General features: G+C 65.9%; 7 protein-coding genes. 4 read left to right on the top strand and 3 right to left on the bottom strand.

The genetic code is table 11. From position 1 onward, the window contains the following. The first annotated feature begins 154 nt into the window (after window positions 1–154). From JFY56_RS09925 to JFY56_RS09910, 4 genes are all read left to right on the top strand, one after another. Window positions 155–2,353, top strand: a complete 2,199-nt coding sequence (locus JFY56_RS09925; protein WP_208313492.1) for a TonB-dependent siderophore receptor — start codon at window positions 155–157, stop codon at window positions 2,351–2,353. 479 nt (window positions 2,354–2,832) lie between these two features. Then, window positions 2,833–3,033 (top strand): MbtH family protein, encoded by a 201-nt coding sequence (locus JFY56_RS09920; protein ID WP_208313491.1) that lies wholly within the window; start codon window positions 2,833–2,835, stop codon window positions 3,031–3,033. 31 nt (window positions 3,034–3,064) lie between these two features. After that, window positions 3,065–4,051 (top strand): TauD/TfdA family dioxygenase, encoded by a 987-nt coding sequence (locus JFY56_RS09915; protein WP_408004398.1) that lies wholly within the window; start codon window positions 3,065–3,067, stop codon window positions 4,049–4,051. A gap of 11 nt (window positions 4,052–4,062) precedes the next feature. After that, the gene (locus JFY56_RS09910; protein WP_208313489.1) at window positions 4,063–4,899 is read left to right on the top strand and encodes a formyltransferase family protein; all 837 of its coding nucleotides are present in this window, start codon (window positions 4,063–4,065) and stop codon (window positions 4,897–4,899) included. Between the two features lie 144 nt (window positions 4,900–5,043). On the opposite strand, the gene prpR is transcribed toward JFY56_RS09910, so the two are convergent. From prpR to JFY56_RS24615, 3 genes are all read right to left on the bottom strand, one after another. After that, the gene (gene prpR / locus JFY56_RS09905; RefSeq protein WP_208313488.1) at window positions 5,044–7,008 is read right to left on the bottom strand and encodes a propionate catabolism operon regulatory protein PrpR; all 1,965 of its coding nucleotides are present in this window, start codon (window positions 7,006–7,008) and stop codon (window positions 5,044–5,046) included. Between the two features lie 114 nt (window positions 7,009–7,122). Further along, window positions 7,123–7,218, bottom strand: a complete 96-nt coding sequence (locus JFY56_RS24405) for an acyl-CoA dehydrogenase N-terminal domain-containing protein (protein ID WP_236032525.1) — start codon at window positions 7,216–7,218, stop codon at window positions 7,123–7,125. A gap of 119 nt (window positions 7,219–7,337) precedes the next feature. Next, complete coding sequence (locus tag JFY56_RS24615; protein WP_208313487.1) at window positions 7,338–9,998, bottom strand: LuxR C-terminal-related transcriptional regulator; 2,661 nt, start codon at window positions 9,996–9,998, stop codon at window positions 7,338–7,340. Window positions 9,999–10,110 lie beyond the last annotated feature (112 nt).

Below are 10,110 nucleotides of genomic sequence, written 5' to 3'. Positions count from 1 at the left end.
GGTGGTGAATGCTGGCTATTTCATGTCAATGCGAATCGTTGAGAATATAGCGCGCAAATGAGAATGATTCGTGATAGATTGCCGCGCCTTTTGCGTGTTTCCAACACCTCAGGGGGCGTTTGCCCCCGCACTGTCAATGGAGGGGAAGTGGTAGATGGAAAGCAGTAAGTGGGAATTCAAGGTAAGCGCTCTGGCGCTTCTGGTCGCCACGGCGGCATACCAGGGCGCTGTCTGGGCCGCGGAGCCGGCCAAGTCGGCCAAGTCGGGCGAGGGGGATACCCTGCAACTGCAGGCGACCCTGGTGACCGGCGAAGCGGAAGACCAGCAGACATCCGGCTATCAGGTGCGCAACAGCACCGCAGGCACCAAGACCAGCACGCCGTTGTCCGAGACCCCGCGATCCGTATCGGTGGTAACCCGCCAGCGCATGCAGGATCAGAACTCGCAGACGCTCACCGAAATCCTCGGCTATGTGCCGGGTATCTTCGCGCCGCCGTTCGCCGCCGGTGACGGCCTGGCCGGCGACCTGTTCTTCATTCGCGGTTTCAACGCCACCGACTACGGCTACGGTCTGCTGCGCGACGGCCTGCGGGTGCAGGGCAACCGCTACGACACCACCACCGAGCCCTACGGCCTGGAGCGCACCGAAGTGTTCCGCGGCCCGAGCTCGGTGCTGTACGGCGAGAACGCCCCGGGCGGCGTGGTCAACCTGGTCAGCAAGCGCCCGACCACCAATGCCCAGGGCGAGGTGCGGGCCACCTACGGCAGCAACAATCGCCGGCAACTGGCCGTGGACGTATCCGGGCCGTTGACCGACGATGAGCGCATCCTCGGCCGCGTGGTCATGCTCGGCCGCAATGCCGATACGCAGGTCGAAGAGATCCCGGACGACCGCATCTACATCGCCCCGTCGATGACCTTCAACTTCAGCGAGTCCACGGCGCTGACCCTGCTCTCCGCCTACCAGCGCGACCGCACCATGATGGAGCTGGGCTACCCGGCGGCCGGCACGCTGCTGGACAACCCCAACGGCAAGTTCGACAAGGACGCCTTCCTCGGCAACCCGAACTGGGACGACTTCAAGCGGGAAACCTGGAGCCTGGGCTACGAGTTCAGCCACCAGTTCAACGAGACCTGGCAGTTCCGCCAGAACTCGCGCTACATGCAGTCGCGCATCGACCGCCTGGAGACCTGGCCGGGCAACCTGAACAACGGCGGCTTCGGCACCACCCTGGTGAACACCGCGTACGACCGCGACAACAAGTCGATCGCCTACTCCCTGGACAACCAGTTCGAGGGCCGCTTCCAGTCCGGCGAGTTCGAGCACAACGTGCTGCTCGGCGCCGGCTACGATCGCACCTCCTACAACCAGGACTGGGAAGCCGGTCTCGGCGGCACCATCAACGCCTTCAACCCGGTCTACCCGCCGAACAAGCCGACCATGGCGTTGCGCATCCAGGACTCCCAGCTCGACCAGGACATGTACGGCGTCTACGGCCAGGTGCAGACCAAGTACGACAACTGGATCTTCCTGCTGGGCGGCCGCCAGGACTACGTCAACAGCAAGTACCGCAACCGTCCCAACACCACCAACGGCCTGTCGGACCTGGACTACTGGGACCACGACTTCACCTGGCAGACCGGGGTGATGTACCAGTTCGAGAACGGCATCTCGCCGTACATCAGCTACTCCACCGGCTTCGTACCGGTCCAGCAGACCTCGAGCCTTTCCGGTCCGCTCGATCCGATCACCAGCGAGCAGTACGAGGCGGGTGTGAAGTACGAGCCGAAGGGCTGGAACACCACCTTCACCGCCTCGGTGTACGAGCTGCGCAAGGAGAATGACTTCATCTTCGACAGCGCCCTCCGCGACTACCGGCAGGTCGGCGAGAGCCGTGCCAAGGGTGTCGAGCTGGAGGTCAACAGCGACGTCAACGAGAACCTCAACCTGACGGCGTCCTACACCTACACCGACGCGAAAATCACCAAGGATGCGCCCGGCTCGCTGCTGGAGGACAAGCAGATGACCGGCGTGCCGCGCAACCTGGCTTCGGCCTGGGCCACCTATCGCTTCCGCGATGGTGCGCTGAACGGCTTCCGCGTGGGTGGCGGCGTGCGCTACATCGACAGCACCTTCGCCTACACGGCGCCGAGCCTGTACGGCAAGCTCGACAGTGGCGACGTGACGCTGGTGGATGCGATGGCCGGCTACGACTTCGACCAGCACTGGTCGGTGGACGTGAACGTCCGCAACCTGTTCGACGAGGAGTACGTCAGCGGCTGCAACAACGCCGGTCGCTGCTACTGGGGCGAGGAACGCACCCTGCTCGGCACGGTCGCCTATCGCTGGTAAGCGCGTGACCTGACGCGAGGGATCGCGGAGAAAGGGGCGGACGCCGAAGGGTGTTCGCCCCTTTTTCATGATGGGCGTCGTGGCGGGTTGCACCCGCCCTACAGGTCTGTCTTGCCGGCGTTTTTGTAGGAGCGAGCTCTGCTCGCGAAGCTTTTGCTTGCATGGTCGTGATGCTTCCCCCTCACCCTAGCCCTCTCCCCCGAGGGAGAGGGGACTGTTCGGAGTCGCCGGTTGGCACGGTGTACCACCTCACACCATCGCGCCCCCTCTCCCTCCGGGAGAGGGTTGGGGTGAGGGGATCGCAACGCCGGAGTATCTGTAGGAGCGGGCCATGCCCGCGAATCGCGCCCATGGGGCGCTCCTGCACGTTGTCCTCCGGAAGAAGAGTTTTTCTAGCTAACACTAATCATTCTCATCTGTAGATCGTCTACTAGGTACAGCCGCCCAATCGGGCGATTCAACCAGGACGAGGATTCGAGATGAGCTTCGACAGCGAAAGCACCCGCTTCAAGGTAGTGGTCAACCACGAAGAGCAGTACTCCATCTGGCCGGACTACAAGGCCATTCCGGAGGGATGGAAAAGCGTGGGTGTGGAGGGTGATAAGCAGACCTGCCTGAACCACATCGAGAGCGTCTGGACCGATATGCGTCCGCTGAGCCTGCGCAAGGCCATGGCCTGATCCGCCGTCGCTGGAGGGTCTTCCCATGAACATGAGCGTGCTCACGCCGCCCCGATTGCAGGTGGAGCCGGGCTTCCCGCTGCGCCTGTCCCCGGGCCTCGGGGAATTGTCCCTGGAGGCCGACTTCGCCGCCATCCGCGCGCTGATCGACGAGCGACTCGAACGCGATGGCGCGGTGCTGCTCAGCGGTTTCGCCGCCGACGGTGTCGAGGGCTTCCAGCGCTTCGCCGCGGCGTTCGGCCATCCGCTGCTCAACTACGAGTTCGGCTCGACGCCGCGCAGCCAGGTCGATGGCAAGGGGGTCTACACGTCCACCGAGTACCCGGCCCATCGTTCGATCCCGCTGCACAACGAGCAGGCCTACACCACCGAGTGGCCGATGCGCATCTGGTTCTACTGCGCGCGGGCGGCGGCCAGCGGTGGCGAGACGCCGATCGCCGACAGCCGCGAAGTGTTCCGCCGCATCGACCCGGCGCTGCGCCAGCGCTTCGCGGACAAGCGCCTGATGTACGTGCGCAACTACGGCAACGGCCTGGACCTGACCTGGCAGCAGGTGTTCAACACCGGGCGCCGGGACGAGGTGGAGGCGTTCTGCCGTCCCCGTGGCATCCACTGCGAATGGAACGAGGACGGCGACCTGCGCACCCGCCAGCTCTGCCAGGGCGTGGCCCGGCACCCGCGCACCGGCGACTGGGTGTGGTTCAACCAGGCGCACCTGTTCCACCTGACCAACCTCGACCCGGAGATGCAGGAAATCCTGCTCGACACCGTGGGCGAGGAGGGGCTGCCGCGCAACGTCTACTACGGCGACGGCACGCCCCTGGAAGCCGACGCCCTGGCGCATGTCCGTGGCGTCCTCGATGAATGCGAAGTGGTGTTTCCGTGGCGTACCGGCGACGTGCTGATGCTCGACAACATGCTCACCGCCCATGCGCGCAAGCCCTTCAGCGGCGAGCGCAAGGTGGTCGTGGCGATGGCCGAGGGCGTCAGCGGCGACACGCTTCCCACAACACTGTGAGTCCGAATCCGATGCAGAAAATCAAACTGGTGTACCTCTGGTCCCTGCGTAACGCCGCCGCCGACAAGGCCGGCCAGCAGGTGGCCTACAAGGGCGAACAGCGCTACATGAAGTCGCCGCTGGAATTCCTGGTCCAGGCCCTCAACGACACCGCCCTCGGCGAGACCTACGACCTGCGCGGCATCATCTACGACGACGATCCCGAATCGCCGCGCGACCGCAAGGTGATCGAGGACTACGGCTACCAGCCGGGGCAGGGCTGCCACTGGTTCTATCCGGCCGACCTGAAGGTGCAGGGGCGGTCGGTCAACGAACTGCTGGAGAACGTGCCCTCCAGCTATCGCAGCCTGCCGCTCGGCGATCCGCGGCGGGTGCCCGGCAAGTCGGACTTCGAGCGTCGCCTGGGCGAGCGCCTGCGGGCGCTGGAGGCGGATGTCGTGGTGATCGACGGCCTGCTGGTGATCCTCGACGAACTGGTCCGCGAAGGCGCCGAGTTCCATCGCCGCATGGTCAACATCCATCCCGGCATCACCCGCCTGGAATCGCCCTACGAGCGCCGTGGTGCCTATGCGACGCTGGATGCGCTGTACGGCGCGCGGGGCAGGAAGGTGATCGACTGGACCACGCGCGAGACCATCGACGTGCCGGTGGTCGCCATGACCGGCGCCTCGTTCCACTACGTCGACAACGGCATCGACTCCGGCGAAGTGATCTTCGACGTCCTCGACACCCCCATCGACCCCGAGGACACCATCCTCGAAATGCGCTGGAACAACTTCCACAACAGCCTGTTCCCGGCGCTGGAACAGGGTCTGGCGATCCTCGCGCGCGGGCTGCAGCGCAAGTGAGCCGACGGCGCCGGCGGAGTCGTTCCGCCGGCGCACCGGGGATTCCATCCGGCGTTGCAGAAGCGCCGGTTTCGCAGGTTCCGCATACCGCTGTGTTCAGGATGCCATCGACGCCTGGCGCAGAGTTGCATGGCCGGGCCGCGCTCAATGGCTCCTGCCGGCGCGCAAGCGACGCCACAGGGTGGTGCGGCTCACTCCGAGACGTCGGGCTGTCTCGTCCAGGTTGCCTTCGCAGGCGCCCAGCACCTGACGGGCGTGGGCCGCTTCGGCGGCTTTGCCAAGGCTTCGCAGGTCATCGGTGGCCGGCTCGATGGAGACAGGGAACCCTGCGTGTTCGTCCTCGAAGAGTTCGGGGAACAGGGTGCGGAGGGAATCGTCCCGATCGCTGCCTTCCAGCACCTGGGCGGATATCGCCGCGCGCTCCACGATGTTCTCCAGTTCCCGGATGTTGCCGGGCCAGCGGTGCCGGATCAGGTAAGGCATGAGCCGGGGCAGGGCGATGGTTTCGAAGCGTGGCATGCCAGGCGCGCGTGACAAGCGCCCGAGGATGCCGTTGACCAGCATGGGTATGTCCTGGGCCCGCTGGCGCAGCGGCGGGACGACCAGGCGCAGTATGTTCAGCCGATAGAACAGGTCTTCCCGGAAGCGGCCGTCGGCAATGCGTGTCCGCAGGTCGCAGTGAGTCGCGGCCACCACTCGCAGATCCACCGGAGTCGGTTCGGAGGCGCCCAGGCGCAGCACTTCGCGCTCCTGCAGCACGCGTAGCAGGCGGGTCTGCAGCGAAACCGGCATGTCGCCGATCTCGTCGAGGAACAGGGTGCCGGTGTGTGCCGCTTCGATCAGGCCGATCTTGCCGCCCTTGCGCGAGCCGGTGAAGGCGCCTTCCTCATAGCCGAACAATTCGCTTTCCAGCAGCGACTCGGGAAAGGCAGCGCAGTTGATGGCCACGAAGGGGGCCTGCTGGCGGGCGCTGGCATTGTGCAGGCTCTGCGCGAGCAACTCCTTGCCGGTGCCGCTTTCCCCGGTGATCAGCACGGTGGAGTCGGTCTGGGCATAGAGCTGCGCCAGATGCACGGTTTCCCGGAAGGCTGGTGCATCACCCAGGATCTGCTCGAAGCGGTAGCGCGCGGTGAAATGGCGCGGCCTCGCCAGGCTGCGGATGTGCCGGTCGGCGCGCTGGATGGCATTGGCTTCCCGGCAGGTGATGACCATGCCGTCCGTCTTGCCGTCTTCGATAATGGGCGTCAGGTTGGCGGCCAGGGTTTTCGTGCCGATCCTGATCAGCTGGTTCTCCTGGCTTTCGCTGCTGCATGGCAGTGCTGCCGGTTCCAGCGCCGGCATGACTTCGCGGAGTGGCCGTCCGCGGGCCCAGTCCGCGGAAATCTCCAGCAGGGTGGCCATCCTGGGGTTGAGTGACTGCACCAGGCCGTCGGCGTCCACGGCGATCACTCCGTCGCTCAGGTTGCGCATCACCGCGTTGAGGCGTTGCTGCTGGATCAGGCTCTGGACCCGGCTGCGACAGATGGACAGGGCGTTATCCAGGGCACGCCGGATGCTGTCGACATTGAGTGCCAACACCCCCTGGACGCCCGCCTCATCGGCGAGCTGCACGACCGTCGAGGAGCCGACGATGACCCGGTAACCCTCGCTCGCCAGGAGCTGGACCTGCTGGCGGGCCTCTTCGAAGCTGGCGTAGGTGGCCTCGCGGATAGCGACCGTGAACAGCGACTGCAGCGCCGCGAGCTCGGGGTAGGTATGGCGAAAACTCAGGATGCCGACCCTGGTGGCTCTGGTCCTGGCCAGGTCCAGGGCGCGGATAAGGTCGAACTCGCCCATGTGGATGGATAACACCGAGGTCGAGATATTCTGCCGCAGGTAATCGGCTGAGGCCCCGGAGCATATGAAGATGTCCGCGCGCTGGTTGCTTTCCAGCTCACGCGCCTCGTCCAGCAGACGCGTGAGCGTGGTTTCGACGATCTCGATCCGTGCCCGGCCGTGAAAGTCGGGAAGCGCCTGCTGGATGATGCGCGCCATGCGGCTCGGTTGTTGCGGCTGGCGACGATGCGTGATCAGGACAACTACGCGCGGCAGGTAATGCTCGACAGACATGTTTGGCTCCACGGGCCGCCAGCGGCGACCCTGAACTCCGGGGGATACAGGCGCTTGAAAGGGGGGAGGCGCGTCTTCACGGATCGCCCGGCGATGATCCGCGGGCGAGGAACGTCACTCAGCGTTGAGCGGCGCGAGTCGCTGGCTCAGGTCGGGCATTTCGTGTGCGACGAAGGCGATGTCGCGCAGAGGGGCGTTGTAGCTGGGCATGCGGCGTTCCCGAGGCTGAACGAAGGATGCCCCGTTGTAGCAAGCAGGCTGTGCCCCGGCATCCAACCCCCCGGTGGATTGGGGGGTGGAATCGGTACCAGGGGGGATGGAGCTCGCAGTCAGTCCAGCAGTTCGAGTTCGCGGGCCGAGCGCAGGGCGCCATTGCGGTCGACGACATCGAGCTTGCGGAACAGGTTGTTGATGTGGGTCTTGACGGTGCTGAGGCTGATGAAGAGTGCGTCGGCGATCTGCTGGTTGGTCTGCCCGCGGGCCATGCGTTGCAGTACGTCCAGCTCACGGCGCGATAGCGGGATCATGAGCGCGGCGCCGGCCCGTTCCATGCCGGCAAGCAGCGGGCGGAACAGCGTGTTGAGCCGTTCGCGGGGCGGTGCCGGTTCGAGCAGTCCGAGCTGCTCGCGGGTGTGTGGGGTCAGCAACTGGCGGAAGGACTCCAGATGGTCGCCGCCCTCGTACTGCAGCATCTGTCCCAGGGCGAAGCGGCTGGCCAGCTGGAGCGCCTGCTCGAGGCTGCCGAGCGCCTCCTGGTGCTTGCCGCGATGCTGGTCGAGGCTGGCATCGAGCAGCAGCGCATCGAGCAACACCCGGTAGTTGGACTGCGCTTGCACCTGCTCCTTGAGATTGGCGTTGATCCGGCGTGCCTTGGCATGCTGTCCCAGATGGCTCTGTACCCGGGCATAGGCCAGCCACTCCTCGGGCAGCAGGCTCTCGCCGTACTGGCGGAAACACCAGTGCCACTCGGCGAGCCAGTCGAGGAGGAAGTCCTGATCGTCCTCGTGCACGGCCAGGCGCGCCCGCCAGGCTCCGGCCTGGCGATAGAGGGTGAAGAGGCGGTATTGCCGGGACATGCGGCGCACCTCCTGCCAGCGGGCCTTGGCCTGGCGCGTATCCCCCTGCGCCCAGCACAGGCAGGCCTGATGGTGGATGACCCAGGCCAGGGCGGCACAGTGGGGGAAGTCGAGCGCCAGTACCTCGGCCTGCCTCAGGCACAGGCGGGCTTCCTCCAACTGGTTGGCCTGGAGCAGGACCAGGCCCTTGCCCAGATGATGGAACAGCTCGTAGAAGCTCCCCGAGGTGCCGCCCTGCGGCTGGCTGGACATGCCGAGGAAACGTTGCCAGGCCTCCTCGCCGCAGCCCTGGGCCAGTTCGATCTGGCCGAGCAGCAGTTGCAGCAGGTTGGTGTAGCCGCTGAGGCCGAAGCCCTGCAGTTCGCCCAGGGCCCGTTCGGCTTCGCTGCGGGCCTGGTCCAGGTATCCCAGCGCGAACAGGCAACTGGCGCGGTCGAAGCGCAGCACCGAGCTGGCCGCGTTGTGCTGGGGGAAGCGCTGCAGGGCGCGGTCGGCCACTTCCATTCCGTGCACCAGGTTGCCGCCGAGGCAGGCCAGGCGGCTGCGCAGGAATGCGATGGTCTGCTGCACCCGCTCGGGATGGCGGGGTACGCCCTGGCTGCGTAGCAGCCCCTGCAGGCGGCGGATGCACTGGCTGGTCTGGGCGATGTCATTGGTGACGATGACCGTGGAGGCCTCGGTGATAGCCAGGGTGAAACTGTCGCCGCCGGCATGTCCGGCGACGTCCCCGAGGAAGTCGACCAGGGTATTGACCTGGCCTTCGCGCAGCAGGTCGAAGGCATGCAGGTCGACGATCGCCAGCACCGCGTCGAAATCCCTGGCCCGACCCAACTGGTAGATGGCTTCGGAGAAGCGCCGCTGTTCCAGCAGCCAGTCCGCGGCCTGGCGATGCAGCTTGCGCAGGCGCTGCGGATCGCGCTGCTCCATACGCTGGTAGAGGCAGTTGCGCAGGACGGGGTGATAGCGGAATTCGCCGCGCTCACCCGCCCGCGCTTCGATGAACAGATCCAGGCGTTGCAACTGGCGGATCGACTCGCCAGCCTCCGCGCGTCCGCCGAGTTCCCTGGCCAGGTTGATGTCGAAGGACTGGACGACCGCAGTCCGTTCGAGAAAGCCCAGGAGATCGGGTTTCAGGCGGCGCAGGCGTTCCTCCTCGAGGAACTGCCGGGCATAGGCATAGGACTGCTGGGTGATCGGCCTCAGGTCGGCCGGTGGAGGCCCGCCCGGTCCTACCGCCTCGCGATAGGCGTCGAGCCAGAACAGCGCACCGCTGATCCAGCCTTCACTGCCGGCGCGCAGCTGGTAGATCGACTCGGCGTCCAGGTGCACGTCCCGGGCCACGGCCAGCTGCCGGGTTTCCTCGCTGTCCAGGGCCAGTTCCTTTGCGCCGATCAGCGTCAGCCGTGCGTCGCGGCGCAGGTGCGCCAGGGGAAGCCGCGGCGGGCCTTCGCTGGCGGCCAGCAGACGCAGCGACGGTGGCGGGAAGTGCAGCAGCTGTTCCAGGTACTGGTAAGCGAGCGGCGAGCTGAGCACCTGCAAATCGTCGATCAGCAGGGTCAGGGGTTCGCCACTGTTTTCCAGGGACTGCTGGATCTCGCTCCACAAGCCGTCCGCGTCCAGCGTCGCGCGGCTGTTGGCCGGCAGCTTGAGTGCCGCGTGCAGGTGGGTGAGCAGGTTGAGCGGCTGGTTTTCCGCAGCGGTCAGCCGCAGCCACGCACAAGGGCCGGGCCGGGAGCGGGCGAACTGGCCGAGCAGGACGCTCTTGCCATAGCCCAATGGAGCCTGGAGCAGGGTGAAGCAGTTTGCCTCGACTGACCTGGCCAGCTGTTGCAACAGGCGTGGGCGCGCGAGCGCCCTGGCTGGCTCGGCGGGCAGGCGTAGCTGGTTCGGCTTGAGCGGCGGTAGTGGGGGCATCGCATTCGATTTCCTAGCAGGCGGCAACCGATCTTTGCCAGACCTGTTCGACGACCGGGCATGTCTCGGAGCGCGCTGGCCCGATCATCTTATCCGAGAGACGTGAGCAAGC

It is taken from the genome of Pseudomonas schmalbachii (assembly GCF_017589465.1).
Taxonomy (GTDB): domain Bacteria; phylum Pseudomonadota; class Gammaproteobacteria; order Pseudomonadales; family Pseudomonadaceae; genus Pseudomonas; species Pseudomonas schmalbachii.
This window is presented reverse-complemented; position numbering and strand designations above follow the sequence as displayed.